The 26,350-nt window shown below is 68.2% G+C and carries 26 protein-coding genes and 5 pseudogenes; 17 read left to right on the top strand and 14 right to left on the bottom strand.

Annotated elements, in window-relative coordinates:
• Positions 1 to 179 precede the first annotated feature (179 nt).
• From ACZ4AA_RS25395 to ACZ4AA_RS25405, 3 genes and pseudogenes are all read left to right on the top strand, one after another.
• Positions 180 to 452, top strand: a pseudogene (locus ACZ4AA_RS25395) (GNAT family N-acetyltransferase); the annotation flags it as partial.
• A gap of 114 nt (positions 453 to 566) precedes the next feature.
• Entirely contained in the window at positions 567 to 1,085 is a 519-nt protein-coding gene (locus ACZ4AA_RS25400; RefSeq protein ID WP_467607156.1) for a hypothetical protein, read from the top strand.
• Positions 1,086 to 1,177: 92 nt separating this feature from the next.
• On the top strand, positions 1,178 to 1,957 hold the full coding sequence (locus tag ACZ4AA_RS25405) for a DUF4253 domain-containing protein (protein WP_467607159.1): 780 nt from the start codon (positions 1,178 to 1,180) through the stop codon (positions 1,955 to 1,957).
• Positions 1,958 to 2,169: 212 nt separating this feature from the next.
• Here ACZ4AA_RS25405 and ACZ4AA_RS25410 read toward each other — a convergent pair whose 3' ends face one another.
• Positions 2,170 to 2,907: a phosphotransferase family protein gene (locus ACZ4AA_RS25410; protein ID WP_467607162.1), complete on the bottom strand. Its 738-nt coding sequence runs from the start codon at positions 2,905 to 2,907 to the stop codon at positions 2,170 to 2,172.
• A 254-nt stretch (positions 2,908 to 3,161) separates the two neighbouring features.
• On the opposite strand from ACZ4AA_RS25410, the gene ACZ4AA_RS25415 reads away from it, so the two are divergent.
• On the top strand, positions 3,162 to 3,515 hold the full coding sequence (locus ACZ4AA_RS25415; RefSeq protein ID WP_467607165.1) for a hypothetical protein: 354 nt from the start codon (positions 3,162 to 3,164) through the stop codon (positions 3,513 to 3,515).
• A gap of 215 nt (positions 3,516 to 3,730) precedes the next feature.
• Here the strand turns inward: ACZ4AA_RS25415 and ACZ4AA_RS25420 are convergent, their stop codons facing one another.
• Both ACZ4AA_RS25420 and ACZ4AA_RS25425 read right to left on the bottom strand, forming a co-directional pair.
• On the bottom strand, positions 3,731 to 4,915 hold the full coding sequence (locus tag ACZ4AA_RS25420) for an IS701 family transposase (protein WP_467607170.1): 1,185 nt from the start codon (positions 4,913 to 4,915) through the stop codon (positions 3,731 to 3,733).
• A gap of 53 nt (positions 4,916 to 4,968) precedes the next feature.
• Positions 4,969 to 5,118, bottom strand: a complete 150-nt coding sequence (locus ACZ4AA_RS25425; protein WP_467607174.1) for a hypothetical protein — start codon at positions 5,116 to 5,118, stop codon at positions 4,969 to 4,971.
• A 291-nt stretch (positions 5,119 to 5,409) separates the two neighbouring features.
• Here ACZ4AA_RS25425 and ACZ4AA_RS25430 point away from each other — a divergent pair, with 291 nt between their 5' ends.
• From ACZ4AA_RS25430 to ACZ4AA_RS25440, 3 genes are all read left to right on the top strand, one after another.
• Positions 5,410 to 5,886, top strand: a complete 477-nt coding sequence (locus ACZ4AA_RS25430; RefSeq protein ID WP_467607178.1) for a hypothetical protein — start codon at positions 5,410 to 5,412, stop codon at positions 5,884 to 5,886.
• Between the two features lie 152 nt (positions 5,887 to 6,038).
• Positions 6,039 to 6,806, top strand: coding sequence for a calcium-binding protein (locus ACZ4AA_RS25435; RefSeq protein ID WP_467607181.1), 768 nt, complete (start codon positions 6,039 to 6,041; stop codon positions 6,804 to 6,806).
• Positions 6,807 to 7,539: 733 nt separating this feature from the next.
• Positions 7,540 to 8,757 carry a hypothetical protein gene (locus ACZ4AA_RS25440; RefSeq protein WP_467607184.1) on the top strand — a complete coding sequence of 406 codons (1,218 nt, stop codon included), beginning with the start codon at positions 7,540 to 7,542 and terminating at the stop codon, positions 8,755 to 8,757.
• A 415-nt stretch (positions 8,758 to 9,172) separates the two neighbouring features.
• Here the strand turns inward: ACZ4AA_RS25440 and ACZ4AA_RS25445 are convergent, their stop codons facing one another.
• The gene (locus tag ACZ4AA_RS25445) at positions 9,173 to 9,445 is read right to left on the bottom strand and encodes a hypothetical protein (protein ID WP_467607188.1); all 273 of its coding nucleotides are present in this window, start codon (positions 9,443 to 9,445) and stop codon (positions 9,173 to 9,175) included.
• A 175-nt stretch (positions 9,446 to 9,620) separates the two neighbouring features.
• Between ACZ4AA_RS25445 and ACZ4AA_RS25450 the strand changes: the two are divergent.
• Positions 9,621 to 9,875: pseudogene (locus tag ACZ4AA_RS25450) on the top strand (hypothetical protein); the annotation flags it as partial.
• On the opposite strand, the gene ACZ4AA_RS25455 reads toward ACZ4AA_RS25450, so the two are convergent.
• A complete protein-coding gene (locus ACZ4AA_RS25455) occupies positions 9,872 to 10,300 on the bottom strand; it encodes a VOC family protein (protein ID WP_467607191.1) in 429 nt (142 codons plus the stop codon). The pseudogene ACZ4AA_RS25450 and the gene ACZ4AA_RS25455 overlap by 4 nt on opposite strands.
• Before the next feature lie 476 nt (positions 10,301 to 10,776).
• Positions 10,777 to 12,138: a tetratricopeptide repeat protein gene (locus tag ACZ4AA_RS25460; protein WP_467607195.1), complete on the bottom strand. Its 1,362-nt coding sequence runs from the start codon at positions 12,136 to 12,138 to the stop codon at positions 10,777 to 10,779.
• A 179-nt stretch (positions 12,139 to 12,317) separates the two neighbouring features.
• Between ACZ4AA_RS25460 and ACZ4AA_RS25465 the strand changes: the two genes are divergently transcribed.
• The gene (locus ACZ4AA_RS25465) at positions 12,318 to 13,172 is read left to right on the top strand and encodes a hypothetical protein (protein WP_467607198.1); all 855 of its coding nucleotides are present in this window, start codon (positions 12,318 to 12,320) and stop codon (positions 13,170 to 13,172) included.
• 157 nt (positions 13,173 to 13,329) lie between these two features.
• On the opposite strand, the gene ACZ4AA_RS25470 is transcribed toward ACZ4AA_RS25465, so the two are convergent.
• Entirely contained in the window at positions 13,330 to 14,205 is an 876-nt protein-coding gene (locus ACZ4AA_RS25470) for a hypothetical protein (protein WP_467607202.1), read from the bottom strand.
• Positions 14,202 to 14,633 (bottom strand): hypothetical protein, encoded by a 432-nt coding sequence (locus ACZ4AA_RS25475; protein WP_467607204.1) that lies wholly within the window; start codon positions 14,631 to 14,633, stop codon positions 14,202 to 14,204. The genes ACZ4AA_RS25470 and ACZ4AA_RS25475 overlap by 4 nt, the downstream gene beginning before the upstream one ends.
• A 271-nt stretch (positions 14,634 to 14,904) precedes the next feature.
• Here ACZ4AA_RS25475 and ACZ4AA_RS25480 point away from each other — a divergent pair, with 271 nt between their 5' ends.
• The 3 genes from ACZ4AA_RS25480 to ACZ4AA_RS25490 all read left to right on the top strand — a co-directional run bounded on the left by ACZ4AA_RS25480 (position 14,905) and on the right by ACZ4AA_RS25490 (position 17,513).
• A complete protein-coding gene (locus tag ACZ4AA_RS25480) occupies positions 14,905 to 15,144 on the top strand; it encodes a hypothetical protein (RefSeq protein WP_467607208.1) in 240 nt (79 codons plus the stop codon).
• Positions 15,144 to 15,521, top strand: a complete 378-nt coding sequence (locus ACZ4AA_RS25485; RefSeq protein WP_467607211.1) for a toxin Doc — start codon at positions 15,144 to 15,146, stop codon at positions 15,519 to 15,521. The genes ACZ4AA_RS25480 and ACZ4AA_RS25485 overlap by 1 nt, the downstream gene beginning before the upstream one ends.
• 147 nt (positions 15,522 to 15,668) lie before the next feature.
• Complete coding sequence (locus tag ACZ4AA_RS25490) at positions 15,669 to 17,513, top strand: RNA-binding domain-containing protein (protein ID WP_467607216.1); 1,845 nt, start codon at positions 15,669 to 15,671, stop codon at positions 17,511 to 17,513.
• Between the two features lie 310 nt (positions 17,514 to 17,823).
• On the opposite strand, the gene ACZ4AA_RS25495 is transcribed toward ACZ4AA_RS25490, so the two are convergent.
• The 4 genes and pseudogenes from ACZ4AA_RS25495 to ACZ4AA_RS25510 all read right to left on the bottom strand — a co-directional run bounded on the left by ACZ4AA_RS25495 (position 17,824) and on the right by ACZ4AA_RS25510 (position 19,900).
• Positions 17,824 to 18,756 carry an HNH endonuclease family protein gene (locus ACZ4AA_RS25495; protein ID WP_467607220.1) on the bottom strand — a complete coding sequence of 311 codons (933 nt, stop codon included), beginning with the start codon at positions 18,754 to 18,756 and terminating at the stop codon, positions 17,824 to 17,826.
• 108 nt (positions 18,757 to 18,864) lie between these two features.
• Positions 18,865 to 19,375 (bottom strand): annotated as a pseudogene (locus ACZ4AA_RS25500) (transposase); the annotation flags it as partial.
• A gap of 3 nt (positions 19,376 to 19,378) precedes the next feature.
• Positions 19,379 to 19,539: pseudogene (locus ACZ4AA_RS25505) on the bottom strand (IS5/IS1182 family transposase); the annotation flags it as partial.
• Between the two features lie 7 nt (positions 19,540 to 19,546).
• On the bottom strand, positions 19,547 to 19,900 hold the full coding sequence (locus tag ACZ4AA_RS25510; protein WP_467607222.1) for a winged helix-turn-helix transcriptional regulator: 354 nt from the start codon (positions 19,898 to 19,900) through the stop codon (positions 19,547 to 19,549).
• A gap of 68 nt (positions 19,901 to 19,968) precedes the next feature.
• Here ACZ4AA_RS25510 and ACZ4AA_RS25515 point away from each other — a divergent pair, with 68 nt between their 5' ends.
• Entirely contained in the window at positions 19,969 to 20,529 is a 561-nt protein-coding gene (locus ACZ4AA_RS25515) for a carboxymuconolactone decarboxylase family protein (RefSeq protein ID WP_467607226.1), read from the top strand.
• A 422-nt stretch (positions 20,530 to 20,951) separates the two neighbouring features.
• Here ACZ4AA_RS25515 and ACZ4AA_RS25520 read toward each other — a convergent pair whose 3' ends face one another.
• The gene (locus ACZ4AA_RS25520; RefSeq protein ID WP_467607229.1) at positions 20,952 to 21,440 is read right to left on the bottom strand and encodes a hypothetical protein; all 489 of its coding nucleotides are present in this window, start codon (positions 21,438 to 21,440) and stop codon (positions 20,952 to 20,954) included.
• Between the two features lie 556 nt (positions 21,441 to 21,996).
• Here ACZ4AA_RS25520 and ACZ4AA_RS25525 point away from each other — a divergent pair.
• Positions 21,997 to 22,830: a serine hydrolase domain-containing protein gene (locus ACZ4AA_RS25525; protein WP_467607232.1), complete on the top strand. Its 834-nt coding sequence runs from the start codon at positions 21,997 to 21,999 to the stop codon at positions 22,828 to 22,830.
• Between the two features lie 290 nt (positions 22,831 to 23,120).
• Positions 23,121 to 23,736 (top strand): annotated as a pseudogene (locus ACZ4AA_RS25530) (DUF3291 domain-containing protein).
• Positions 23,737 to 23,825: 89 nt separating this feature from the next.
• Here ACZ4AA_RS25530 and ACZ4AA_RS25535 read toward each other — a convergent pair.
• A complete protein-coding gene (locus ACZ4AA_RS25535) occupies positions 23,826 to 24,761 on the bottom strand; it encodes an alpha/beta hydrolase family protein (protein ID WP_467607234.1) in 936 nt (311 codons plus the stop codon).
• A 731-nt stretch (positions 24,762 to 25,492) separates the two neighbouring features.
• Here ACZ4AA_RS25535 and ACZ4AA_RS25540 point away from each other — a divergent pair.
• Entirely contained in the window at positions 25,493 to 25,636 is a 144-nt protein-coding gene (locus ACZ4AA_RS25540) for a hypothetical protein (protein WP_467607237.1), read from the top strand.
• Between the two features lie 3 nt (positions 25,637 to 25,639).
• Positions 25,640 to 26,302, top strand: coding sequence for a cyclase family protein (locus ACZ4AA_RS25545; RefSeq protein WP_467607240.1), 663 nt, complete (start codon positions 25,640 to 25,642; stop codon positions 26,300 to 26,302).
• Positions 26,303 to 26,350 lie beyond the last annotated feature (48 nt).

Consider the following 26,350-nt stretch of genomic DNA (forward strand, 5'->3'; position numbering starts at 1 on the left):
TCGTTGGGCAGCTGGGACGTTTGGGTGACGGGCGTCCGGGGGCGCGCCATCGCAGGGGGCATCGCGCAGGGCCTCGGTTTGGACAGGGTGGTCGGGGCGATGGGGGCTGGCGAGGGTGAACTGCCGTACACGCCTCCTCGGAACACTCACGGGCGTGCGCTAGGTTGCCCGCCATGACTCACGTCCGTGCGGATGCCGGAGAGGTCGAACTCGGCTACATGTTCCTGCCGGAGGCATGGGGACGCGGATACGCCGCCGAGGCGTGCACGGCGGCACTCGACTGGTTCGCCGACACACTCCCCGACGAGCCGGTGGTGCTCTGCACTCAGACCGCCAACGACCGCTCGATGCGCCTCGCGGCCAAGCTGGGGTTCACCCAGGTGGAGCGGTTCGAAAAGTACGGCGCCGAGCAGTGGTTCGGCGTATGGTCCTCGGCCATGGCGTCCGGTTGAGTGGCGGTCCGAAGTGGGCGGCTCAACGAACCCGGGCGAGTCTCCACGGGACCTCGGCAGGCACCAGGGTTGTGACAGGCTTCCGTCCCGAACCAGCTGAGAGGGGCGGCGGCGGTGTCGAGCGGCACGGTGTCAGCGGACGATCCGGGCTGGGACGCGGACGAGCACGTACGGTTTGCTCGCTACCGGAGGGCGTTCCATGAGGTGGCCCCTGCGGATGCAGCCGACCTCATCGTCCGCGTACTCACCGATCCCGATAAGGGGATGGCGAACGGTGCCGTCTGCGAGTACCTCGACAGACGAGCCGCTGAACTGCTCACGGATCCCGGCTATCCGTCCTGGCGTCTGGAGATGACTGGCCCTGTTGCAGTGGACGACTTCTGCACACGGCGCCTCGATGAATGGACATTGCTGAGGGCGATGGCCTTGAACGAGCCGTGGGACGCCGAGAGCCTGCTCGCGGCCTCCCATCGGCTACAACTCCACGCCGCGGAGAACTTCTCAGCCGCGACCGTCCTGGAGGTTCTGGCCGACAACGGCAGTACCCGCCGCACCGCAACATCGCCAAGTCTCGGCTGTCCGCCGCCCAGCGATCGATGCCAGCCGCATCGGAAGGTTGAGCCAACGCGATGATCCGTACCGGGTCGCGTTGGGTTGGTGACACCGGAAGTGTGCTGGGGCCCAGGGGCATCAGCGTTGTCAGTGCCACGGTCTACGGTGCGGTCATGTCTTTTGCCCTGCCCGATGGTCTGCCAGTCGGTCAGTTCCTGCATTCTGGTCTCCCCCGCGTGTGGGTCTCCGACGAATTCCCCCGGAACATCGAAGAGTTGTGGCCGCTTCTGCTGAGCAAGCAGAGTGCGTACGGCCTGGTCCCGCTGCTCTGCTCGCCTGGTGTCATGCGAACACCGCTCAGCTTGGACCAGGTTGATGCCGTCAGCCTGGAGGAGGAACTGGCCACGGACTTCGGCGAATACCGGCGCAGGCGGCTGCCCTTCTGGATGGACCCGACACCGGTCCTAGCACCGGAAGGAATCGAGCCGTGGCCGCACGACCCGGGCCCGCCCTTCGAACAATGGCCGGGCCTGGCACCACCCATGCCGGCTACGCCCGCGGGCCCGACGCCTCAGGAGGCTGCGTCCAACCTGCTGGCATGGCTCGTCAAAAGGGGCTGGCTGTACGACTGTCGTCTGGTGCTCGTTCCTGCCCGTCGCAGTAGCGATGCTCTGGCCTTGATCGGCTGGTCAGGAGGGGGATTCCTGCCTCTGGTGTCTGCGCTCATGCGGAGTTGGGAGAATCGCTTCGGTGCACAGGTCGTGGCGGTGTTCGGCAGCGAACTGTACGTCTCCGTCGCGAGACCTCCCGTTGAAGCGGAGCACGCGAACCTGCTCGCTCTGGAGCACGTGTTGTCGACAGCGGACAATATCGTCGATGACCCGCCCACGCCGTTCCCCGAGTACGCGATGGACCTCCCGGGACGGACCTTCTGGTCGTTCTGGTGGGACTGAGGGGCGGCCCGGACACCGGGCGGCTCGCACTGGAGATCACCTTCGGCTCCGGCCGGGTCCGGTGTGAGTCGTGGTCCCGAGATCTCCGCCTGTCCAGCAAGTGGTCAGGACACCAGCCGAGGCATCGCTGCCGTGGCTGGACGACCCCGTTCACCGGGCCGAGCCCGCGCCGCTCGGACGTATACGTAGCCGTCAGGCGGGCCCGCGCAACCTCACATGCGGGATCTCAGCACGTCGACCTCACAGCCCGGCGCGAACGGGTCGAAGCCGTGCTCGATCAGCCAGCGAACCACCAGCAGGCTGCGCAACGCCCACCACGCGTGGATCACGTCGAGGTCGACGGCGGTGCCATAACCGGCGATGACGTCGTCGAGGTGCTCCTCGTGTCCGAGCGTGAAGGTGGCGAGGTCGTACAGGGCATCACCCTGGCCCGCCTCGGACCAGTCGATGATGCCGGTGACCTCGTCGCCTTCGACGAAGACGTGCGCGATCTGGAGGTCGCCGTGTGTGAACGCCGGAGTCCACGGCCGGAGCGCGGCCTCGGCGACCCGGCGGTTGCGGGTGACCAGGTCGGCGGGCAGGAGGCCGTTCGCCACGAGCAGCTCGCACTCGGCGTCGAGTTCCGCAGCCAGCGCGGCGATGCTCCGCCCGGCCCGTGGCGGCAGCGGCGCGTCGTGCAGCTTCCGGATGACAGCGCCCGCCGCGGCCCACGCCGCCGGTGACCCGGTCGACGGCCCGCCGAGGCGGCCGAGCGTCGTCCCCGGGAGTGCGGCGATCGCGAGCACGTGCGGCTTGCGCCACAGGACCTCGGGAGTAGGGACGGGCGCGATGGACATCGCCTCGACCTCGGCATCGATGCGCGCCTGATCGGCGTCCACCTTCAAGAACACGTCACCGACGCGCAGCGTCGCGCGCTCGGAATGGGCGACGACGACTTTGACCTCATCCATGGGCGATCAGTATCCCGGGGAGGATCGCCGACGTCGCCAGGTTTGTCGCCGTCGATCACGCGACCTACACCGTCCAAAAACCCTGCGGCCCCGCCAAGGGCGTGACCTACTCGGAGTGGGTTCCCGTCACCCTGATTCCCCGCTACTCCCCACGCGAACTGGTGCGGTCGCGGTCCGGAACTCATGTGGCGATTGCCCTCACTCATCCCTCCGGCGTCCGGGGTCGCGCTCCAAGGCATGCCGGGACTCCGGGCATGGACGAGAATGCGGCCATGGGATCAATGCAACCGGACATGACCTGGCCGTTCCCCTCGGGCGCCTTCCCCTCCGAGTTGCTGGCGATCGTCCAGCGCACGGTTGCCGACGGGGAGTTCCCAGCTCTGATCGTGATCCACGACGAGGAGGATGACTGGCTCCTGTGCGACAGCATCCACGATCCGAACGTCGACGGCGCCTCGATCGTGACGCACATCGATCACGTCCTCGGCCAAGACTCGTCCATCGCAGACCTGGCCGGCATGCCACCGGGCCACATTGCAGAGCGACCGAATAGTCAGACTGCATGGGCGACCAGGCCATGGACGTACCCCAACGACGAGGAGTCCTGACCTGTGGCCCAACACGCATTCCAACTGTGTTGAAGTTCGCCTTGACGCGGGCTAGTACTGCAACGGCGTTTGTTCTGATTGCTGGGCAGTTCAGGGGCTGTGTCCGCGTCGCTTGTAGTGACTGACGCGTGCTTGGTGTTGGCGATGTCGGCGCCAGGTCGACCAGTGCAGGATGTGGTCGATGGGCGGGGGCTGCCGGTCGGTGAGGCGGGTGATCAGTCGTCGGATCTCGGCGAGGCTGAGGTGGATGAGCTGGGAGGATCCGTTTCTGCTTTCTCCGCATCCAGCTCTCGGGCGCGCAGGACCGTCAGGCAGGCGTGGGCGGCCATGGCGAGGGTCATGTGGCGGTGCCAGCCGGGGTAGCGGCGGACCTGGTAGTCGTCCAGGCCACACTCCTGCTTCGCCGTCTGGAAGCATTCCTCGACCGCCCATCGGCTCCCGGCAATGCCGATCAGCTCGTCCAGCGTGGTGTCGGCGGGGCAGTAGGCGATGTAGTAGGAGATTTCCTCCGGTCTGCTGACGCTGCGGCGGGCGATCACCCAGTGCCGGCGGTCCTCGCGGTGCCAGGGCCGGACCTCGACGCGGGCCCAGTCGTAGATGCGCCGGCCATGGGCGCCGTCGCCGCACGAGCGGCGCTTCCACTTCTGCCGGGACAGGCCGGGGAACAGGTCGTGGACGGGATGGTCGAGTGCCCAGCGGGTGACGACGGTGTCGTGCCTCGTTGTGGCCATGACGTGGAAGACGTCCGCCTGCTCGAGTTCGTATCGCCAGCCCTTGCTGAAGCCGTAGGCGGCATCCGCAGTCACCCAGGCGAACGGGACCTTGTCGGCGATGGCCTTGCGGACCATCGCCTTGGCCATGGCCACCTTCGTCTCGAACGCGACCTCGTCACCGACGCCCGCCCGCCGGCATCGCTCCCGGTCCTCCGTCCATGACGTGGGCAGATACAGACGCCGGTCGATCAGGGTGCGTGCGCGGCCGGTGGCGTAAGCCAGGAACACGCCGACCTGGCAGTTCTCGGTGCGGCCCGCGGTGCCGGAGTACTGGCGTTGCACGCCGGCCGAGCGGGTGCCCTTCTTCAGGAAGCCGGTGTCGTCGACGATCAATACGGCGTCCTTCTCGCCGAGGTGTTCCACGACGTAGTCGCGTACGTCGTCCAGGACCTCGTCGGCGTCCCACTCGATTCGGTTCAGCATCCGCTGGATACGGTCCGGGCCGTCATGACCTGCTTCCTCGGCCAGCGTCCAGCCGTTCTTGCGCTGCAGCGGGGCTATCAGCCCCCGCATATAGGCCAGAGCCGACTCGCGCGGCTCCGACCTGCTGAAACGGTGCACAAACCGCCCATGCAGAGCGGTCAGTTCACCCGCCCACAACCTGACATCGGCAAGGTCCCCACCCATACCCACACCAACGACCGACCTGGCCAGTAGTCACGGCAAGAACCGTTGCAGTACTAGACCCCGCCGACCAGTACGTAGAACAGCAGGGCCGCAGCTCCCATGAGCCCAATCGGCAAGATGATCACTGCCACAACAATCTGGAGGAGGAACCGCAGACGGTCCGCCGCGGTGAGCGGCTCCCTCAACACGCTTTGATCGTTCATGGGTCTCCCCCCTTGGCCGCGCTGTTCGGCGGTGGTCGGCGGAGTCTAAACGACGGAGTCCTTCCGGCCGGTCGGCACCCCTCGACGCGCACTATGGGCGGAACGACCACTGAGGTCTGCTGGGCTGGTGAACTGGTTGTCATCGAGCGCTGGTGACGGTCGGCCGAGGTCACCACAGTGCTGTACATCGGTGCTGCGGCCACCGTGCTCTCGGGATCGAACGTCCTCATGTGCGGGAACCGGTGGCTCGTTCACTGCGTCAAGTCCAACCGGAACTGGAAGAAGGTGCCTATGACAAGACGGGCCATCTCGCTCGGCAGCGGCCTGCTGGTCGTCGGGATCATCGCAACCGTGTGGTGGAGCGGGTCCCGTGAGCCCTATGCCCTTGCTGACGCGCCCAAGATCGACGTGACGGTGCGCGCGGAGAAGTCCACGTACCCCGACGTCCAGGAAACGGCCAAGGACGTCGACACGCTCGTACGGGTCTACGTCCAGCGATTGAAGGACGGCGACGCGAAGGGAATTGCCGACCTCGCCGGGCCCGCCTACCAGCAGCCCGGTCCAGCCGCGGCCAAGTACGTGCGCGAATATGGCCGGGCAGCGGACGGCCCAGTCGAAGTCACCGTGCTGGAGGCACCCGTCGGCTACTTCAACTCGGTGACAGTGATGTACCAGGAAACCGGTCAGCGACAGGAGCTGCTCCTGGTGAAGGACGACGGGCACTGGTGGATGGGCCTCGGCGACGGCGACCCTGCGGCGGGCATCTAGCGAAGGTCCGACGTCGGGGCAGTGGCCGACTCGGGCCGATCTGAAGTATCCGTACAACCATTTCCCCAGGTGGAGTGTCTTGTGCACACCCGGACTCCAAAAGCGGAACTCCGGGCACCAGTTTCTGTCGTTCCTGTCGTTCCTGGAGAACCATGCACATCCGTACGGCCGTGGCCGCCACCCTCGGCAGCCTGACGCTGCTCACCCTTCTCGCGCCCTCCGCACAGGCGGACGGCCACAAGGGTGACACCACCTTCACCTCGGTGACCTTCAGCAAGACCACCGTCAACGTCGGCATCAGCGCGGTCCAGAAGCTGAGCGTCACAGCCACCGCCAAGGACAACTCGGGCATCAAGGTCATGGCCGGCCTCAAGCTGGTGAGCTCGGACGGTCGCCTCCAGTACGCGCAGTCGTCGACGTGTACGCGGCCCACATCAACGACCATGAAGTGCACATGGTCGTACAACCTGGACCCTGACACCACCGACTACTTCGATCTCCGCAACAGCTCGGCCGGCACATGGCACCTGGATGTGGAGGCCGCCGGCTACGACACCGACTTCTACACGCTCGACAGCAGCGCCACGATGAAGATCAAGCGCTATGCCAAGCTGGCGACAACCCAGGCGACGCCCGAACCGGTCACCAAGGGCGGAAAGCTGACCGTCACGGGAGCTCTGACGCGAGCCGACTGGAACACCAACACCTACGTCGGTTTCGCCGGCCAGAAGGTCGCCCTCCAGTTCAAGAAGTCCGGCTCCTCGACGTACACCACCGTAAAGACGGTGACCACCGACAACGCGGGCAAGCTGAAGACGACGACCACGGCGAACGCGTCCGGCACCTGGCGCTGGCACTTCGCGGGAACGGGGACGACCAGCTCGGTGACGGCGGCGGGTGACGGCGTCGCGTTGAAGTAGACCTCTTCTCGGACGCCCCGCTCAGTAGCCTGGGCTGCAAGGAACCCCCGGGTCCTCGACCTGGGGGTTTCGCATGGAGCGGGTCACACGGATCGCACTCTCAGCTCGGGGAGCTACGGGCGTCCAGGGCTTGCTCCGGTCCGGCTCCGCGACGGAGGACCGGAGAGGCCTTGCGGACGATCAATGAGTTCCCCGCTGTTCCCCGTGGTTCCCCGCACGATTTGGCACGAGTCATGCGTCATGGTCCCTCTCCAAGACCGGTCCTACAGAGCCTTCTTCGAGTCCGTTGCTCTCCTCCAGGTGCAGTTGAGCGCCATCCGGTGTGCCGTATTGGGCCAGTGTGAGGAGGGGCCGGCCAAGGCATCTCGTGGAGACCAAGACACTGGGCACCCAGGGACTGACCGCATCGGCGACGGGCTGAACGTCATCAGGCTCACGTGCGACGACGGCAACGCTGACCGGACCGTGGGACGGGTGTACGGACTCTCGGCGAAATCCATGACGGTTGATTGGGATGGACGCTTGTAGTGCTGTCCGACGCGCCCCCTCCGATTGACCGCCGGGCCGCTCAGTGCCTGTCATCCGAATCGTTGCAGCGTCACTGCCCGGTACAACCATGAGGCCGCCGGACAAGTCCTTTGACCTACAGGTGACGCACAGGATTCGCCGACATGTTCGCTGTTTCCGGATTGCGGCGGTGCCTGGTTCGTTCGGGCGGGGTGGAGGAGGACGCATGATCAGGTGGGTCGGGTTCGGCCGGGTGTTCGCGGTGACGGCCGCCGTACTGGGCGGGGTGCTCGCGGGCGTACCGGTGACGTCCGGCCCGCCCGCGACGAACGTACGACTGCTGGCTGCGGGGACTGGTCACGTGCTCCAAGGGAAGAGCGCGGGATATGAGCAGCCGCTGACGATCGACCGTCTGGAGCGGGACGGTGGTGAACTCCTGCGCGAGGGGGCGACCTTCACCGTGCGTGCCGGGTTCAAGTACCACGGCGAACGGGTGCTGCGGAAGAGGGCGATCTCCATCAGCTTGTCCGAGAGACTCTCGTTCTCGACGGAGTTCAGCAACTGTGAGTACGGCGAGAAGGTGCCGGATTCCCCGGTGGCCCGGTCGTACGGTATGGCGGTGTGCTGGATCGACACGCGGGTCGAGCCGGGCGAGTTCGTCGACCTCGCGCCTTTCGCCGTCACGGTGGATCGCCGGGCGAATCGCGAATCGGTGGACGTCGGGGATGCGGGAGACAGAAAGCCCGGGTTCCAGCAGGGCATCGTGTGGCGGGACCGGCATTGGGGCCGGGGCGGGAAGTTGACCCTCGCGAAGCGGACCGGAGACGTGCCTCCCGCCGCCCGGCCGACCGCCCAGGTCGCGATGTCGTCCTGGACGTTGTCCGTGGACGTCGACAGATCGTGGGACATCGAGGTGACGGGAGCCGCGCTCAAGGGCCGTAAGGGCGAGACGGTCACGGCATACCTGGCCATGGACTTCCACGGTTCCGACATGCAGGCCCAGCACGACGCAGACAACAGCGTCCCGTTCGCCCGAATCCGAGTGCAGTTCCCCCGGGGCGTGACCGTGCTGAGAAGCCCGAAGCAGTGCGGGAACAAAGTGACGAAAAGGCCCTATTACCTGTGTGAGTACAACCTGTACACCAACGGCTTCGACGTCCCCATGCTCCGCGACGGGTACCACGAGGCCTTCCCCTTCAGGTTGCGGATCGACGATCCGTCTGCGCTCACCCGTGGCTCGATCGATCTCGACGCTCCGGCGGAGATGCTGCGGGACGACGCCGACCACGCCAACAGCAGCGCACCCATCACCGTGAACGCGGTCGGCGTCGACGCCGGCGGATCGGACCGGACGGCCTGGATCGCCGCCGCGAGCGCCGGAGCCCTGGCGGTGACCGGGCTCCTCGTCGTCGTCCTCCTTCGCGCCCGTCGACGCGCGGACTGATTCCGATCCGGGTGGGTAGGTAGCGGTGCCACTGGCTGGGCGCTTCGATACCTGGCGAGGAGCCCGAGAACTCGACCGCAAAGGGCAGCCGTTGGCCACGGCTGCCCCTTGTCTGCGGGCGTTCTGCCTCAGGATCGAACGCAGTTGGTCCGGTCTTCTTCTCAACGACGGCCCCGAAGGCGGAGTGTGCGCCCTCTCCAGACGACAAGTGTCGTAGGAACGAAGCGCATCACACGGCATGCGCCCGGCCGATGAACCTCTACAGAAGTTCTGGACGCGGTTTCGACGCGCGCGAAGCTCCGGCGTGCGGGTGCGGGTGCGGCCTGACGAAACCGGCCCCGGCGCGCCTTCGAGGAGGCGCGTCGGGGCCGGGTCCGGCTTAAATCTCAGCCGCTCCTACGGGCGGATGCCGCCGTCAGCGACGGGGCGAGTGGTGGCACTCCTTGTGCGCGGGACGCCAGACGCGGATCCACTGGCCGGGGTGCCAGCGGTGGTGCCGGTCCCGGAAGGCCGGGCGCCACTGCCGTGCCCAGTGGCCCGCCACCCTCTCGCAGTGGTGCGACGACGCCGCCGGCCGGTGGTCCTGCGGGGCGGCCGACGCGGTGCCGACCGTACCGACGACCGCGCCCGCCGCCAGGGCTACCGTCGCCGCCCCCAGGGCCGCGGCCCTCTTCAACCCGTTGATCATGTTCAGACCCTTCCGTACGAACCGGGGCTGACACCCCGGCACTGTCCGGACCATTCGTCCGGACACGCACTGATCCTCACCCGCAGACATGGCTGAATCGCCATAGAACGCCACGTTCTTAAGAAACGGAAATCGATTTCTCATTCAGCGCAAATAGTCATACATGCACACCGATGGCGGAGCGCACACCCGACCCGACGCCGGCGCCGGGGACAAGACCTACTCGTCCTGCGGCAAACCGCTCCCACCCGCGCAGACGGAGCAGGCCGCCAACCGACTGATCAACAAGCTGAAGGCCTGGCAAGGAATCGCTACCAGGGACGACAAGACCCCGGAGAGCCACCTCACCGGCCTCCACCTGCGCGCCTCGCTGATCTGGATCAAGACCGCACTCAGGCAGTCTCTTGATCGCAGCTCGGTCCCAGCCTAGGGGCGGACGTAGGGCCGAGTCATGATCTCCATGTTGTGGCCGTCCGGATCGTCGAAGTAGGCGCCGCGGCCCCCGAATAGGCCATTGACGTTGCCGGGGTCGGCGTGGCCGGGGTCGGCGTAGTAGGTGACCCCGACCGCCTTCAGACGGGCGATCGCGGGGTCGAACTGCTCGTCAGGCAGGAGGAAGGCGTAGTGCTGTGACTGGATCGGCTCGTCCCTCTTCTCGTAGTAGTCCAGCGTCACGCCGTTGCCGAGGTCAACGGGCAGGAACGGCCCGAACGGGGCGCCGACCCTCAGGCCCAGGACCGCGGCGATGAACTCCGCGGACAGGTAGCGGTCGCTTGCGTAGACGGCAATGTGGTTCAGCTGCACACCGACCGACGGCAGCTCGAATTCATGCGGGTGCTGCTGGTCATAGGGCATCAGTGATGTGTCTCCGGTCTTGGGATCCGTCGGAACGGGCGCCACATGCGGGCGCAGGGAGCACAGACTCGGAGAAGGGGGGCGGGCCTCTAGCCCGCCTCGTGCTCACGCCGAGGCCGGGAAGCTCACTCGTGCATGGCCCAAGGCCGACCCGGCAGTCACCCGGCCGACCTTAGTGATCCAGCGCGGGAGAGGGCAACACCGTTCTTCGGCCGCACTCCGGCCGCAGATCGAGCCGTTGCCGGAATCCGCTGGTTCGGTCACCGGCGGAGCCAGACGACGAAGGCGGTGCCGCATCTGGCTGTCAGAGCGGGTTGTCACGGCTCTGGTGATCACAACGCGATACGCGCCCTCGCTGCCCGCACATACGGTGAGCAGCAGAAGCGGCGTCAGGGCGGCGCACACTCTCACGCTCGCACGGTTCCCGGACCCGCAGGTCGACGCTCAGGGAGCCGGGCCCCCAGAAGGCGATCATCTCAGTGCTGTTCCGCCCGGTCCGTCCAGAAGCGCCGTTCCTCCTCTCGTTGGGCGGCCACGTCGGGGATGGCGGCGACAGCTTCGGCAAAGCGGCCCTGCGCGATCAGCAGTTCGGCCACGTCGGTTGCGGCCCGCTTGCCAGGCAGCCGGTGCAGGCGGGCGATGGCCTGCTCGACGTGGCCGTCCTGCGCGAGCAGCCAGGCGATGGTCAGTTCGCGGTCGTCGACCTCGCCGGACGGCAGCGCCTCGATCTCCGCGATGGCCTCCCGGGCGCGTCCCGCTTCTCCCATCAGCCACCACCGGTTGGAACGGAGCCAGTACTCCTCGTTCTCCGCGAGGAACTCGGGGCTGCGCCCTTCCGTGAGGGCGATGGCCGTGTCGTAGCGGCCGTGTTCGGCAAGCACGATCAGGGTCGACTGGAGAAGGTTTCCGTCATAGAGGTCGTCGAATGTGTGCTCCACCGCCGCGACGGCCTCGTCGAAGCGCCGCTGACGGATGAGCAGTTCCATCAACATGCCCTCGTACCAGCCAGGTTGCTTCGCGGCGATGAGGTCGCGGAGGTAGGTCTCCCCTTCTCCGGCTCGGCCCAGATCTTCCAGGGCCTTGACGTACGGACCCGCCGCGGTGGACATCTGGGTGCCGGTGGCGAGGTCGCGCAGTTCCTCGATGCGGCCGTGCCGAGCCAGCAACTCGACGTAGAACTCGACGTTGTTCTGCGGGCCGTACCGGCGTTCGGCCACGTCCGCGCCGAGCAGCCGGATCGCCTCGTCCACGCGGCCGGACCGCTCCAGGACCCGGCCCTGGGCGGCCAGGACGTCCCACAGGTCACGGACGCCGCACTGCTCGGGGTCACGCCGAAACTCCTCGGCGATCGGGGCGAGGAGCTCCAGCACCCGCTCGTCGCTTCCCTGCCCGTCGGTCATCTCGACCAGGCCCAACAGCACCTGCCTGTCCCGCAGATACGGGACGAGCACGCCGATCGCGTCGTCCACCCGCACGGCTCGGACCAGCGCTTCGGCGTAGTCCCGCCACGCTTCACCGTCCTCCTGCCCCCGCGGGCCGGGGTGCGCCAGTTCCAGTGCTTGTTCGACGCGGTTCCAGCGCAGAAGGACATCGGTCCCGACCCGAACCGCCGGCTGCCAGCCCGACGCCGCGAACGGCTCCACGACAGCCCATGCGCGCCCGAACTCCCCTACAGCGCACAGCCCTCGTACCGCACCCATGGCGCAGAACCAGTCCTCGCGCTCGCGGGCCGCCTCCACCAGCGTCTCAAGACCGCCGCCATCAAGGATCTCGTCCACAAGCCGCGGCAGGACTCCACCGAGGCTGCTCAACTGCCACTGGAGATCATCAACATGCACGGGGGCACCCTAAGCCTGCCGCAACTGCGTCCTGACCATCGCCCTCCATGGGATGCGGAGTTTCGACGGGCCGCCGGTCGAGTTCGACGGGCGCCCGTTCGACCGTTGACGTGACGAGCCGGTCGCAACCGTCACACCCGGTGATCAGACGGCGGGATCGCGCCGTCTACGCTCTCGGCATGGGGCGCGGCGATGTCACGCGAATCGACGGCACGTGGATGGGTCTGTCCCTGGACGTACAGGACCGCCACCGGCCGGGGCTGGGCGTGTTCACTGCCGGTACGCAGCTGCTGGTCTCCCAGATGGCGCGGCCTGTACTGCTCGCCGTCGTCGACGAGCAGCACGACGGCGTGGACTTCTGGCGCACCGACGAGTACTGCTCCCTCGTTCCTCCGTTGCGTGCCGATGAAGCACGCGAAGTGGCGGGCAGCCCGCAACGGTGGGCTCACCGCTTCGCGCACTACCTCATCGACTCTCCGGGCAGCCCGTTGCACGAGGGCCGGTGGCTCCTCTCGTGCGAGAGCCCGCTCCAGCGACGGCCTCACACCGGCAGTTCGCACGCCGAGTACTGGAGCTCGATGCTCGTCGAGGGTCATCCGAGCGGCTGCATCGACTGGTTCCCGTATGCTCACGGGTGGGAGATCCTGCCGCTGCGGCCGATGCCCGATGCGGACGACGGCCGGGTCAAGGCGTACCGCAAGCAAGCCCGTGAAGGGACGCTCCCACCCGTCCTGTTGTGGTGGGTCAGTGGCCTGGACTGCCATCTGATCCTGGACGGTCACGCGCGGCTCGCCGCGGCGATCGCCGAATCCATCGAGCCTCCCCTGCTGCAACTGCACCGCACCGTCCCGCGCGACGACCTGGCCAAGCGCACCGAGGAAGCCGTGGCCTTCTACGAGGACGAGTTGGCACGCTTCGCCGGACTCCGCGCCACCCACGGCCCGGTCGTCCCGGACGGCTCAGCCGCAGCCGGCCCTCAGCTCGTACGACTCCTGCACGGGCTGAACACCGCGGTTCAGCCGACGTGGGCGTGACCCCTGCCCGGCGGGGAAGAGCAGTGGCGTCGCATCGCGCGCGAGGTGACAGACAGTCACAACTGGCCTGGCACCTGACTGGCTGCGCCAAGAGCCGTAAACAGGAAGCTCCTTCGATCCCGGGAACCGTCAACCACCCATCGGGCACGGAGAGATGCTACGAGCTCGGTGGGAGAAGCCGTCCGTACGTCGTTCGTTGCAGTCGGCTGGATGAGTCAAGTGTGTACGCGGGGACGTTGGGGGCCGCACCGGACAGGAATCCCGATCCGCCGTTGTCCAGGATCGTCTTGCCCGCCTTTCCCGCGGCGACCCAGTCGATCTCGACGGCGAAGGCGCAGAAGCAGGTGGTGTTCTCCACGGTGAGATCGAACACCTCAGGATCGTTCGACGAGATCCTGTAGGGGAACGTAACCGGTGAGTGCGCGCCCGCCTTCGCGATGATGAGTGGATCGGTCTTGTCCAGGTCGGTCCAGAACGGTCTAACGTCCACTCCTGATCCGCACCCTCCGTCCTCGACGGCGATGCCGGTGGTGGGAGGTGCCTTCCGCTGTAGATCCAGCACGCGCATGCCCACCAGCAGTACGGCGTCTTTGGCGGACGTCTGGCTGGTGATGTCGACGGCCACCGGTCCCAGGCGCCTCTGCCCCGCGTGCCGTCCCTGTTGGTAGTCCTCGGCCGTCTCGGCGTAGTAGTTGACGCTGGAGGCACATTGTTCCTGTGCCTGGATGTGCACGTACGACGGAAGCTTCGCATGGCCGGGGTTCACGAGCCGTGGCACCGGGATCCCCTTCGCCGTCCCGCCGTAGAGCCCCAGTCCGTAGACCGCGTACGTGCCTCCCGCAGTGAGGATCAGCGCCAGCGCCGCGAACACTCCCGTCGCCCGTCGCCGCCACCACTTGGGTGCCTGAGGGGCAGTCGTTGCGCCGTAGTAGTGGATGTGCTGGACACCATCGGTCTGGAAAGGGCCTTGGAAGGTGGTGTCGCGGAACTCGAAGTCGTCCTGCGCGCCGTACGGTCTTTCGCCATCGGTCATGATGCGCCGCCGGGGTGAATGTGCTGGACCCCCTTGGCCTGGACCGGGCCGTGGAAGGTGTTGTGGTGAAACTCGATACGGTCCCCACCGGGGCGACTACCGGGTGCCGGGGCAAGGGATCGAAGATGCGCCACCGCCTGCTCGAGCTCGGCGGCGAAGCCGGCATCGGTCTCGTCCGCTTCCTCCAGCGCGAGCAGCATCCGCTGCCGGGTCCGGTCGCTGGGTGACTCGCGCCCGCTTTCCGCCTCGTCCGTCAGCCGGTGCAGCACGGGATCGTTGCCGAGTTTCCGGCTCACCACGTCGTGCAGGTGGTCCATCCCGGAGTCGAGCGCCCGGTCGACTTCACCGTCCGCCCGTCCGGCCACGCGCCGAGCCTTCCGGACGGCCCACGCGAACAGGTACCCGATGGCGATCTCGATGCCTGTCACCACACCCCCACAGCCAGTGCTGACTCACTTCGGACCGTAGCGACTCTTGGGCAACGAATCAGGCTGATCGACCGAAAATACGCCTTACGACCGGGTGTGCCATCGACGGTGGCGCTGCCCGCGGAGGCAGTGCGTGGACTCGGGTCGCCCACTGGCGAATACGGTGCCCCCACAGGCGCTGCCCGGGAGCCGGGCATCCGCGTGTCCGGCCTGTGCGGACGCGTAGCGGATTGAGCCGCACAGGAAGGTACCGGGTAGGTACCATGCCGGTATGCCATCGCTGAATGTGACCTTCACCGACGAAGAGATGGAAGCCGTGCGGGCGTCCGCCGCGGCGGAGGGTAAGAGCCTCAAGCAGTATCTGCACGACCTCGGCGTCCGCGAGATGCAGCGCAAGCGGTTCGTGGCCGGCGCGGTCTCGTGGGCGGACAGGCTGCGGGACGAGTTCGACGCCGCGTTCCCGGACGAGATTCCCCCGTCGCAGCGCGGCGAGGGAGCCACTGCCGCCTGATGACCCTGAACATCGACATCTCCTGGCTCCTGGACGTCCAGGAGGCCGCTCTCGGCCACGACGACGTGTCGGTCACCGACTACTCGGCCCTCGTGGCCGCCGTCGCGCGCCACAAGACGCGTATGCCGACCCTCGCCACGTCCAACCCCGACGCCGCGTGGCGCGCGGCCGCGCTCCTGCACACCATCGTGCGTCTCGAACCGCTCCCCCACCGCAACAGTCTCTTCGCGGCCTTCGTCACCGGCCAGTACATGGACCAGTCCGGGGAAGGGATCGACCCTCCCTACGGGGCTCTGTCCGACCTGATCAGAAAGGTCCGCGAGACCGGGCTGGGCGTCTCCGACATCGCCGAGACGCTCCGCTCCTGGCGGCTCTGACGGACGCGCCGCCGCAAGTGCCCGTACGGGATGTCCGGCATCTGCGGGACGAGCCCGAGATGGGTTCGTCCCGCGGGTCAGCGCGTCACCGCTCGTGAGTCTGTCAAACGCGGCGGCGGAAGGCCGAAAGCAGTGGATACTGCCGGGGTGCCGACGGATCTGATGAGCGCGCTGACCCTGCTCGACTGCCACGAGCCGGGTTCCCTGCTGGAGCTGCGTGAGACGCAGTGGCTCGACGCGAAGGCCGCGCCGTACCGGCTCGCCGAGGATCCTCGGGCCGCCGAGGAACTCGCCAAGGACGTCGCGGCACTGTCCAACGGGGGCGGTGGCGTCATCGTCATCGGCATCGCCACCCGCATGGACGGCGACGAGGAGATCCTCGACCGCATCGTGGGCGTCAGCCCCGAGGCGCTGAACTTCGACCAGGTGCGCAAGCTGCTCCGCGCCCGGATCACCCCGGCCCCGCGCGGGGTGCGCATCGGCTGGTCCGGCGACGGGGCCGGTGCCGGGCGTGTGGTGTTCATCCATGTCCCCGCCCAGGCCCCCGGCACCCTCTTCGTGATCGCGGCGCCGACGGGGAGACCGGGTGCTCAGCGGGCGGACACGGTCGCCGTGCCGGTGCGGGACGGCGACGGGACGCACTGGCTGCCGCGCACCGAGATCCAGGCGCTGCTCTCGGCCGGGGTCCGCGCGTCCGGGGTGCCCACCGCTCAGGCCCTCGCCGCGCTCGTACGCGAAGCGGTGTCCGAAGCAGGCCCGGGCGCCGGGCCGAGCGGCAGTGAACCGCGGGTCGGCCAGGGGCTCCCGGAACACGAGCGGGAGATGCGGGAGGCGCACAAGGAGCTCGCCGGGGTCGGCCTGGGGCAGCCCGCCGGACCGGTCCGGGCTCATGGGCCGGCTGTCCTACAGGACTTCCACCACGCGCGCTGCGACGGGCCCGGCTGGGTGCTGTGCCTGGCGACCGGCCGCCCGCCGGTGGCTGTCGCCGCGCCTGTGTGGCAGGCGATCATCGACGCCGGCCGGCTCGCCCCGGGCCAGGAACCGCTCACGACCGTGGGTTGTCCCGTCCCGCCCGAAGGCGCGAGCGGGCCGTGGCTGATCGGAGCCGACGCGCGGAGTGTGGACCTCGGCGGCGGCGCGTGGGGCGCGGGCCGCCTGACACGCTCGGACCGCGGCGTCGGCGTGTGGCGGTGGGACCCGCTCCCCCGTTTCGGCCTCAACCAGAGCCGGTCGGCCGAGAACTGGACGGCGGGCCAGCAGCCCGCGCTGCGCCTGCGTGCCGTGGTGAACCTGCCCTGGGACGAGGCGGGCACGCTGGAGATCACCAAGTCGCGGCGCGTCCAGCTCGAACGGCAGCTTCCCTACGGCGTGTTGGCCGGAGCGGTGTCCATGCTGTCCAGGCGGCGGGGCGCCGAGCCGCGTGCGGCTGTCTGGGAGCGGACGCCGTCGGGCAACTCGGCCCGCTCCGCCGGCTACACGTGCACGATCCCCGCGCCCGACGGCGGCCCAGCTCTGAGGGCTGCCGCCATGCTCGCCCTGCCCACCGCGATGAACTCCACCGTGGTCGCCTGCGCGGAGGTCCTGGTCGAGGATCCGGCAGCGTGGGCGCGCGCGCTCGGCTCCGGCCCGAACACACGGCTCGACTTCGACGAGGTCCAGACCGTCCTGCTGGACGCGTGGGAGACGGCCGCCGAGCTGCTGCCCGGCCTCGTCGGCGATCCGGAGGGACTGCGGTGGTCGGCGCCGCCGACCACCGAGCTGCGGATGACCTGCGAACGGCCGGGCGAGACCGGCGTCCTGCCCGCCCTGGGCACGCTCGTCGACCTGTCACCCCTCGGCGTCGGCTACGACGCCGGCCGCTCATGCATGGCGGTCACGGTCACCGCCTCGCCCGTCATGGGCCGCAGAGAACGCCGAAGCCTGATGCGACAGGCGCTGGTACGGATGGCAGTCGAGTTCGGATACGTCGACGCCGAGATGGAGCTTCTCTAGGCCAGCGTTGGCTCTTTGGGGGCCGGGCTGGTCTGCCGACCGCCCGGAAACGGTGCGGGCGGCGTCCGGGGGCTTGTTGCCGCACCCAGCTCGCCAAGGCCCTCGAGCGCCTGGGGCTCGGCGTGTGTCGCTGTGATCACCGCCGCGATGTGTCAGCGCCGCTGACAGACACGTTGTCTGCCAGCGGCGCCCGTGGTGAAGCGTTGGAGCGGGGGTGCATGACGCTCGATGAGCAGCGCCGGTCGTTCAAGGGGCTGGGCCTGGACTGCATGCCCGTCCAGAGCGCGGGTCAGCGAGCCGTCGAACTTCGTCACCTGGTCCTTCGTGCGGTGAGGGGGCTGCTGTCGCGGACGGTCTCAACGCCGTCCACGGTGTTCGCCCTCAGCCGCGCAGCGACGGCACCGGGGCTGATCTCCCCCGCCTGATATTGGCTGGTGCCGACTGCGGCGATCTGCGCGACGGTCAGGGCTCTGCCGTCCGCGTACTGGGCGAAGGCCTCGTGGATGTGACGGGCGATGTCCCGGCGGGCCGAGGGAATACCGGCCACGGCCGGTTGGATCGACGACACGTGAGCGGGCGCGGGAACAGACAACTGCGTCGGGACGGCATCGGGAGCGGGTGGGAGAAGGGCCGCGTTCGTGGAAACGGGGGTGGGGCCGGCGGGGTGTTGCCAGCGATGGCAGAAGGCCTGTGCGAGGTGAGCGGCTCGGGCCGCAATCGCGTCCTCGTTCCACTGCTCGGGCAGTGACCGGTTCAGCGACAGGGCACTGTGCAGGGGGATGTCACCACGCTTTTGTTGCCAAGGTCCGTTGGACACGGCCGGGTTGAGGCTGCGGGTGAGCAACGTCAGATTGCCCAGGCTGTGCAGGAGACTCTGCCGACGCTCACGAGCCTCGATGCCATCCCCACCGCCGGAGGGCAGGGGCCAGTGCGACTCCCAAGCCTGGGGCAGCAGGTGCTCGATCGTCAAAGTGCCGTCGTGGACAAGACGTTCGGTCTTGCCGGTGTAGAGGGCGTCTTCCAGTTCGGTGAGGATCAGGCGCAACCGGGCACGGGTGAGCTGCCGATAGAGCGGCTGAACGCACAACACCTGGTGCATGTCGTGGTCGGTGGGCCAGCGGCCGGAGTCGGTGTCCTGGCGCAGCAGGAAGTCGCCCACGACGGCCGGGTCGTCCTTGGCTTTGAGCTCTTTGAGAAGCTCCAGGAACAGGCGGTTGTAGTTCTTCGTCGTCAGCCGGCCCACGGTTCGGATACAAGCGCAGCAAACTGATCACTACCAGTGGCGTGCTGATCCGGGGGACGGCTGGGTGGCCGGCTGGCCATCGTTCTCCGGGTCGTCCATTCCAAAGGCCAAGCCTGCGTCCGCAAGGCACACGTCGACCACGTGCGGCCGGTACTGGATCTTCTTGAGTCGGCGCTTGACCGCTCGGGTGATCTAGCTGAGGTCGACTGCGGCGAGGTTGCCGATGTCGCGCCTGACCAGCGACCAGACGCCCTCGGCCAGGTTGAGGTCCGGGGCCTAGGTGGGCAGCTGGAACACGGTGAGCCGCTCGGCGTTCGTGGCGATGAACTCTCGCATGCCAGCCGTCAGGTGCAAGCGAACGTGGTCCCAGACGAGCACGATCGGGGCGCCGAGTCGGACGCGGGCGCGCACGATGAGGTCGCGGAAGTCGCGCCAGCCGAAGCCCTTTGGCGTGTCCTTGCGGCCGCGGTACTCGCGGATCGCATAGATCAGCCGGGATCGCTCACCCGGCTTGCAGCAGCCCATGCCCGCCATCGACACCCGCCCGGAGCTACGGGCCCTCACCCTTACGACCGGGGTCCTGACCGATCCGGTCCCAGGTTCTGGCGCGCGGCGGAGTCGGCGTCAAGTCGGTGCGCCAGTACGCCGTGACCAGGAGTGTTCTGTCCTCCAGCGGTAGGCTCCATGGCCGACCCTGCCGTGCAGACTTGCGAACTGGCTTGGGCTCAGCCCGCCGAAGGGAACCACCCAGGACGGCACCGCTGCCGTGATCAGACCAGCCACACGCTGCTCATTCCAGCCTTCCTGCCGCGGGTCCCGTTTCCTCGGCCCACCGTCGACTCCAGGCGTCCAGCGGGCTCAGCGCCTCGACAAGATCCTGGCCGAGCTGGGTGAGGTGGTAGCCGTCGCCGTCCTGGGCGAGCAGGCGGGCGCCGGACAGTTCTTCGATCCGGGTACTGAGCACGCTGGAGGACATGCGCTCGCATCGGCGCTGCAATTCACGGAAGCCGGTCGGAGCTTGACTCAGTTCCCACAGGATCCGCATCGCCCAACGCCGTCCGAGTAGGTCGAGTGCGGCCATCACTGGACGACCCGATTCGGACCCTCGCACTGGCACACCCGGACGTGGCGCGCTGGCTTCCATACTCACTCCTTGCGCTTCGGTTCTCGAAGCATCATAGTGATTCGAAAATCGAAGCAGGAGGCGCCACGATGCCACGCATCGAACCGCTCGCCCCGCCCTACACCGCCGACGTCGACCTGGCGCTCCGCCGATGGATGCCGCCGGATGTGCCGCACCAACCACTCACGCTGTTCCGCGTACTGCATCGCAACCCGGAGCTAGCCCCACGAATGTTCGCCCTCGGCGCCGGACTGCTGGGCCATGGACTCCTCCCCGCCATCGACCGGGAGATCGTCATCGCCCGCGTGACCGCGCAATGTGCCTGCGCTTATGAATGGGGCGTCCACGCCGCGACCCTGGCGCCGCAGGCCGGACTCAGCCTGGAACAACTCCGCGCGACTACCCAACCCGACGCAGCAGTCAGTGCTCCGTGGTCGCCACGCCACAAGGCACTGCTCCACGCCGTTGACGAACTGAACGACACGACCCAGCTCACACAGTCCGCCTGGGACGCCCTGCACATGTACTACGAAGAGGCTCAACTACTTGAACTGCTCGTGCTCATCGGCTGGTACCGAACCATCAGCTATCTGGCCAACGGGCTCCTCCTGGAAGAGGAACCCTGGGGTACCCGATTCCCCACACGGTGACTGCGTTCCGCCTCTACCCAGCGCCGCGGCGCTGGTCGCCCTCTCCGACGGCGTCGAGCGCGACCTCCGTATCGTCGAATGCCTCGATTGACCGAGGTCTAGTCGGATCTTGACTGAAGTTCATTGCGGACAAGCCTTAGGGACAGTCCGAAGGGAAACGGACGGCCTCATCGGGCCACCGGGCGTAACGGGCTGCGGTCGATGACGATGAGAGGCTGGCTCCGCTACCTTGGGCGGGAGTTGCCATGGGCAAGCGGTCATGTCCCCGTGCGCCTAGGCCAATTCGGGCGATCGCGACGCCTGAAGCGCAGGAGCAGCGCAGCACTCCCGACGTGCAGGGAAAGCGTCGCGTCGTTGCCAAGACTCCTGGGTGCCACGGGGTGGGCAGATTCTGTCCGTCCGCCCACCCCCGCCTCTCGGCGTCAGTCCCTCCGGTCGTTGAGCCCGTCACGTACGAGCCAGTACCGGTAGCCGAACCGCTCACCCAGGGTGACGAACCTGCCGTACGTCTCCCCGTCGGCCGGGACCGATACGAAGTAGGTCTTCACCGCGCGCAGGAAGAGCCGGTAGCCGAGCTCGGCGCACGCCTCGGTGACCACCCTCTCCAGCGCTGGGACCAGACCGGTCGCCGGAACCCCGTACGGGGGCTGTTCCGAGGCCAGACGCAAGGGCTCCGCGACCGTGCGGATCACCTGGAGCACAGCGCGCCGCAGTTCCTCGTCGGCCACCGGTTGTGGCGGCGAAGGCACGAACGCCGGATCGTCCTGGCGCACACGGGCCAGCCACGTCTCCTCGATCCGCCGCAGCCAGGTGCGGGCCGTCATCCCGTGCTGGTCCGGGTCGAAGATGCCGTGAGTGGCGGGGAGCCACACCGTGCGGATCGTCTCGTCCGGCAGGGGTGAGCGCAGCAATCAGGGGGTTGCCCACCTGGTCGACGGCCTTGAGGGTCACGCCGCCGGCCTTCGGGGTGGCGTCGTCGTAGAAGTCGGAGTCGGTCTTCCAGAACCGGTCGGCGACCCAGGCGGACAGACCGGTCTGGGAGAAAAAGCTCTTCTCGCCGTCGGGCGGCTGGTGAAAGTCGGCGACCGTGAATCCGCCGGGGGCCCGGTGACGTATGGATCTTCCGTACGCTTCCTGAGTCCAACCGGTGAAGGGCGGTCCATGTTCATCCCGCAGAACATGGCCGGATTTCGCCCTTTCTCAAGAGGTGTTGTGGGCCCGGACCAGCAGGTCACCCTGTATCAAATCGCCTCAAGCGGATGGTGGTTGGCGCCCTGAGCACACGAACTCAGCCGAAGGCCAGACCTCGAGGCGTGCGCCGGTGAGCGATGGCTCACAGCGCACACCAGCAACGTGCCCCACGGTGGGGGCATCTCACTAGAGCCACCGGACAGCCACCCACCGGCATCGCACACCCGTCGGCACGGCGGCACGCGCGGTGTCCCGAGTACACGACAGAAGATCACGATGATCCGCGTTCCCACCTGCATACTCAGCAGCTTTCAGGCACCCCAGATCTCACACGGCCACAACCCCGACCTGTTCGTGCAGATCGGTTCGTTGACCAAGCCACTCACCGCGACCGTCCTGACCGCCCTGGCCGACGACGGAGTCCTCAGTCTCGACGACCCGCTGGAGCGGTTCCTGCCGGCGCCCGGCGGCACGGGGATCACCCTGCGCCTGCTCGCCGAGCACACCTCGGGCCTTCCTCGTCTGCCTCCCGGCATCAGCGGGCGCGATCCCTACGTCGCTTTCGACGCCGACGCACTGGACTCGGTCGTACGGAATCTCGACACCCTGGTCACAGCTCCCGCCAGGACGGTCGAGGAGTATTCCAACCTCGGATACGCGCTCCTGGGCGCCGCTCTGGTCGCGGCCACCCGCACCCCGTACGAGGACCTGCTGCACCGCCACGTCCTCGACCCCCTCGGCATCGCCGATGTCGCCGTCGATCCCCCGTCCGGCAGACGCCTTTGCCGCACAGGGCTGTTCGGCCGGGCGCGCCGACCCTGGACCATGGCCGGCGCGATCCTTCCCGCCGGCGGGCTGTGGGCCACTCCCCGGGCCGCCGCCCGCCTCCTGACCGACCTGCTTGTCGACCGCAGGCTCGGTGAACCGGCACCGGCATGGCAGAAGGCGGGAAGTCTCCTGTGGCACAACGGCGCGACGGGCGACGCGTCGGTCTTCGCGGGCGCCTCACCGCAGGGCTGGATTCTCGTTCACCGGCTGTCCGGCCGAAGTGCCGTGACGGACGAAATGGCCCTGGACGCACTCAGACTCTTCATCGGGCCCAGAGCTTGATGCCAGGGGCGGGCAAAGACCATTCCCGGCGCCACCGTGTGATCCGCCCCAACACCCGCCAGAGCCTGTGCGAGAGGCCACTTACAGAGGGAAATCGCAACTTCGACAACGCCGACAGAGACAGCTACCTTCACCTGGTCTTCGGCGATCGCCCTCGGTCGCACAGGAGTTCTTCCAGGCTGAGCCACCCTCGACGGGAGGGGTCGGACATGCCCCAGGATCGCTCGCCCCTGTGTGCGGATGCCACCGAACCGAGTTCACGCCGACCGGCCCCGACCAGGGAGAGACGCATGCCCCATCTCGCGCTGTACACCTTCGGCGTCCTGAAGTCACCGCTCGTCGATCCCGGCCCCCTCACACGCGAGTTCTACGACATCGGTGAGACCGTCTACCAGAAGATCAGTCAGCACCCCGGATACCTCGCGCGTGCCGAAACGGCCGGCGGTGACCAGGGCATGCTCTTCGAGGCGGACTGGGGTGCCTGGGGCGAGTTCGCCGTACCGGCCTGGTACGGCAAGGGTCGTACGGTGAGAACCACCGCCCTGGCCGCGACCCTCTCACTCTGGACCGACCCGCGCTCCGCCTTCGACGCCGTCTACACCGGTCCGCACCGAGAGGCACTGAACAGGCGCGGCGACTGGTTCGAGAGGACAGAACACCCTAGCCATGTGTGTTGGTGGGTCTCCGACGGCGTGATTCCTACCTGGCGGGACGGGGTTTCACGACTGCAACACCTCCACGACCACGGCTCCGCGTCGCACGCCTTCACCTTCCACCACTCGTTCGCCCCCTGAGGGAAATCCGACCAGGGCCTACGGCATCGGGCCGCACCCACGACTCCGTCCAAGGACGCCCCCAGAACCTCGGCTTCTGGAGGCGTCGCGGACGGCCGGCCTCGCCAAGTAGCCTTCACCGGAGGTTACTTGGGTCGCAGTCGTGGGGTGGGCAGTACAGCCCGGCATCCGGAACGAGGCCGGCGCAGGGAACTGGATGGGTCAGGGCTTGGCGGTGTACACGGCCCCCGCCAGATTCTGGGCCGCGGAGCCCCATACCTGGTCGTACATCGAGGATTCGCCCGCGAGGGTGTAGAGCAGGTAGGCGGTCGTGATGCCCCGGGTCAGCTTCTGCTGTGCCGCGCGCGTGATGGCTCCGCTGTCGCAGCCGAATCCGGAGCTGTCCTCGAATCCGCAGTGGAATCCGCCTGTGATGACGCGCAGTTGGGTGGGGGCGGGCTTGGCGTCGTACATCTTCTGCTGATTGCCGGCGACGCCCGCGATGGTGTCGGCGCTGCCTCCGACGTACTGGGCCGGCACCGTCAGCGTTCCCGAAGCGGTGACGGCCGACGGATTGGTCTCCGCCGCCGCCAGCGTGGACACGCTCTTGACGGCCGGGTTGCGGCCGGCGGCGAGCAGCGCGGCGCCGCCTCCCATGGAGTGACCGGAAACCCCGAGACGGTCCGTGGCGACGGCGCCCGCGAAGCGGGAGCCGCTGGTGGCGTTCTGGGCGGTCAGCCAGGTGAGCGCGGCGTTGAGGTCGTCGGCGAAGGCGGAGTGGTTGGGGAACAGGCCGCCTTGCGATGTGGGGGTGACGGTGATGAAGCCCCAGGACGCGTAGTGCTTGAGCAGGCTTTCGTACTGGGTGATTCCCTGGAAGAAGCCGTGTCCGAAGGCGAGTCCGGGATGGGCGCCCGGTGCGACGGCCGCGTTGGCCCCGGCCGTGGTTCCCGGGTACCAGACGCGTGCACCGTAGGAGCGGCCGGACGCCGAGACGGTCACATCGGAGTAGGCCACGGGGAAGGAGCCGGTGGCGGAAGGGTCTACGACCGCTGTGGGGGTCACGGCAGGAAGCGCCCTCGCCGTCGGCGCGACGGCGAAGGCGGTTGCCGCGCTGAGCAGCAGTGCGATCACTAACCGTGAGAATTGGCGTGCCATGCGATCACCTCATTCTGGGTGCGGTTGTGCGCGAGGAAGCGGAACCTTCGGCGGTGCCCTGGATCCGGTGGCTCTGTCGTACCGGTCGTGCCGTCAGGTGCGGCACCGAGGGGGTGACGGCACCCCCGGATACGCAGCCCGGGACGCCCGGGCGGGCGCCCGCGATCAGCCGCCGAAGCGCAGGCGGGAGTACCGGCGGGTCACGCCGAAAGGGGTTGGTGCGCGAGCGGGCTCGACGGCTGCGCCGGGCACAGTCCAGCGGGGCCGCGCGAGCCTCCGTTCAACCCTGCTGCCGGCGCAGCCGTTGCCGGGGCGGTGCGGTCATGGGCACTCCCGAGTGTGACCGGGCGGTCATATGACCGCCCGGTCATCGTGGAGCGCGCTACGGAAAGTGTCAACGCGTCTGACACAAAAGCCTGTTGGGATCTCTCACGCCACAGCACACTCCTCGTTCCGTTCAGGGAGCAGGATGCGGCTCCTGTCCGGGCCTCGCTTCAGCGGCGTCGTTCAGGCACTCGGCACCGTCATGCGGCTGAGATCCGCCCTGTCTCCGAGGGCTGGAGCGCGGCGCCAGGACGGGACATCTCACCTTCAGTGACGTTGCGAGCACAGAGGGCGGCAGTGACGTCCAGTGAGCACCGGCTCGGCGGTGTGTGGCGGCGCCGCGTCCGTGGACGGATAGTGGAAGCGGAAGCGCGAGGGGGATGCTCGGGAGACAGTGGAGTGACCGGATGGATCGCTACCCGCCCACCGCCGAACACGGTCTCGTCGGCGATCCGCGGACCGCCGCACTCGTCTCCTCCCCGGACGTGGTGGACTCGTCCGCGGCGCGGCGCTTCGATGCGCCAGGCATCGTCGCCGAGTACGGGCGCTGAGGCGTGGCCTCCCGTGACTCCCGCGGGGAGACGCCCCGGCTGACCCCGGCCGCGTTCGACGCCCTGTACCGGCGCCTGGCGTCCGGCGCCTCGTGGGCGGCCGGTGCGCGGGGTGCACTGGCGGCGTTGACACCGGACCGGGTGAGGGCGGCGGCACAGGAGATACGCACCGGCAGGACGGTCTCTCTGGCGGCGCCGGTGGAGACATCGACGGGTCCAGACAGCCCGGAGCCCGCCCGGCACACCATGCGCGCCTGGTCGCACGCCTCCGACGACCAGGGGCTGCACTTCGCCAGGGACTGTTTCGCGATGAACGTGCGCGGGGACACCGACAGCCATCTCGACGCCCTGTGCCATGTGATCTACCGCGGCACCCTGCACGGCGGCGTGGACGCGAGCAGCGTCACGGAGGCAGGCGCGACGGCCCTGACGGTCGGGGCGCTCGCGGACGGGATCGTCGGCCGTGGCGTGCTGCTGGACATCCCCCGGCTGCGCGGCGTCCCCTGGCTCGAACCCGGGGAACAGGTGAGCGCCGACGACCTCGATGCCGCCGCGCAGGCGCAGGGCACCCTGGTCGGCGAGGGTGACCTGCTGTTCGTACGGGTCGGCCACCGAAAGCGCCGGACCGAGGAGGGTCCCTGGGACGCGGCGGAAGCCAGTCTGTGAGGGGGCGCATGGGCAATCCGAGGTGCCCTTGCTGGTACGCCGACGCCC

The sequence above is a fragment of the Streptomyces sp. NPDC024698 genome, assembly GCF_055559015.1.

What these genes read in the sequence shown, in the direction of transcription:
- ACZ4AA_RS25405 (WP_467607159.1), top strand. Translation starts at nt 1,178, where the DNA reads ATGTCTTTTGCCCTGCCCGATGGTCTGCCAGTCGGTCAGTTCCTGCAT.
- ACZ4AA_RS25410 (WP_467607162.1), bottom strand. Translation starts at nt 2,907, where the DNA reads ATGGATGAGGTCAAAGTCGTCGTCGCCCATTCCGAGCGCGCGACGCTG.
- ACZ4AA_RS25415 (WP_467607165.1), top strand. Translation starts at nt 3,162, where the DNA reads ATGGACGAGAATGCGGCCATGGGATCAATGCAACCGGACATGACCTGG.
- ACZ4AA_RS25420 (WP_467607170.1), bottom strand. Translation starts at nt 4,915, where the DNA reads ATGGGTGGGGACCTTGCCGATGTCAGGTTGTGGGCGGGTGAACTGACC.
- ACZ4AA_RS25425 (WP_467607174.1), bottom strand. Translation starts at nt 5,118, where the DNA reads ATGAACGATCAAAGCGTGTTGAGGGAGCCGCTCACCGCGGCGGACCGT.
- ACZ4AA_RS25430 (WP_467607178.1), top strand. Translation starts at nt 5,410, where the DNA reads ATGACAAGACGGGCCATCTCGCTCGGCAGCGGCCTGCTGGTCGTCGGG.
- ACZ4AA_RS25435 (WP_467607181.1), top strand. Translation starts at nt 6,039, where the DNA reads ATGCACATCCGTACGGCCGTGGCCGCCACCCTCGGCAGCCTGACGCTG.
- ACZ4AA_RS25440 (WP_467607184.1), top strand. Translation starts at nt 7,540, where the DNA reads ATGATCAGGTGGGTCGGGTTCGGCCGGGTGTTCGCGGTGACGGCCGCC.
- ACZ4AA_RS25445 (WP_467607188.1), bottom strand. Translation starts at nt 9,445, where the DNA reads ATGATCAACGGGTTGAAGAGGGCCGCGGCCCTGGGGGCGGCGACGGTA.
- ACZ4AA_RS25455 (WP_467607191.1), bottom strand. Translation starts at nt 10,300, where the DNA reads ATGCCCTATGACCAGCAGCACCCGCATGAATTCGAGCTGCCGTCGGTC.
- ACZ4AA_RS25465 (WP_467607198.1), top strand. Translation starts at nt 12,318, where the DNA reads ATGGGGCGCGGCGATGTCACGCGAATCGACGGCACGTGGATGGGTCTG.
- ACZ4AA_RS25470 (WP_467607202.1), bottom strand. Translation starts at nt 14,205, where the DNA reads ATGACCGATGGCGAAAGACCGTACGGCGCGCAGGACGACTTCGAGTTC.
- ACZ4AA_RS25480 (WP_467607208.1), top strand. Translation starts at nt 14,905, where the DNA reads ATGCCATCGCTGAATGTGACCTTCACCGACGAAGAGATGGAAGCCGTG.
- ACZ4AA_RS25485 (WP_467607211.1), top strand. Translation starts at nt 15,144, where the DNA reads ATGACCCTGAACATCGACATCTCCTGGCTCCTGGACGTCCAGGAGGCC.
- ACZ4AA_RS25510 (WP_467607222.1), bottom strand. Translation starts at nt 19,900, where the DNA reads ATGGAAGCCAGCGCGCCACGTCCGGGTGTGCCAGTGCGAGGGTCCGAA.
- ACZ4AA_RS25515 (WP_467607226.1), top strand. Translation starts at nt 19,969, where the DNA reads ATGCCACGCATCGAACCGCTCGCCCCGCCCTACACCGCCGACGTCGAC.
- ACZ4AA_RS25525 (WP_467607232.1), top strand. Translation starts at nt 21,997, where the DNA reads ATGATCCGCGTTCCCACCTGCATACTCAGCAGCTTTCAGGCACCCCAG.
- ACZ4AA_RS25535 (WP_467607234.1), bottom strand. Translation starts at nt 24,761, where the DNA reads ATGGCACGCCAATTCTCACGGTTAGTGATCGCACTGCTGCTCAGCGCG.
- ACZ4AA_RS25540 (WP_467607237.1), top strand. Translation starts at nt 25,493, where the DNA reads ATGGATCGCTACCCGCCCACCGCCGAACACGGTCTCGTCGGCGATCCG.